This is a genomic window from Zavarzinella formosa DSM 19928 (assembly GCF_000255705.1).
GTDB classification, from domain to species: domain Bacteria; phylum Planctomycetota; class Planctomycetia; order Gemmatales; family Gemmataceae; genus Zavarzinella; species Zavarzinella formosa.
This window is the reverse complement of the sequence record NZ_AIAB01000593.1, coordinates 1-523: the sequence shown is the minus strand read 5'-3', so window position 1 is coordinate 523 and position 523 is coordinate 1. Positions and strand designations below refer to the sequence as shown.

At 71.5% G+C, this 523-nt stretch carries 1 protein-coding gene; it reads right to left on the bottom strand.

What is annotated here, in order from left to right:
* On the bottom strand, positions 1-487 hold a 487-nt coding region (locus BGIM_RS48025; RefSeq protein ID WP_157368538.1), incomplete at its 3' end, for a vWA domain-containing protein.
* Between the last annotated feature and the right edge of the window lie 36 nt (positions 488-523).

Below are 523 nucleotides of genomic sequence, written 5' to 3'. Positions count from 1 at the left end.
CCTGGTCGCGCGTGGCCTTGCCGTCAAACTCTTTCGCCACCCGCTCCAGCGTCCCCTTGAAGTCGATGGCCCCGGAGGCGTACTCGGCCTCCAAGGCGGCCAAGGCGGTCTTCGCCTCGGCCGGGAATTTCAGGCCGCCGCCGCGGACTAGGTTGCGCGTGGCCCGGGGCGTGGAGACGGTCCAGACCGAGATGCGGTCGGATTCATTGGCCGTGGCGATCACCTCGCGGCAGATCTGCCGGGCGGTCTCCAGCGGGTTGCCGGCCTGGCTGGCCGAGGTGTCGACCAGGATGGCGATGTCGCGCGGCCGCACCGGGGCCGCCGGCAGGTCGGGCCGGACCTGGACGGCAAAGTAGGTCTGGCCGTCCAGGGTGCGGTAGGCGACGGCGGGCCGGTTGGTGAATTTGCCGGCCACCCCCTCGGAAAACACCTTCCCCGATTTCAGGCCGGGAAGGGCGGCCGGGTTCCGGGAGCTGTCCCCCCACACCGCCGCGCTGGTGACCGCACCGGCAAGCGCCAGCGA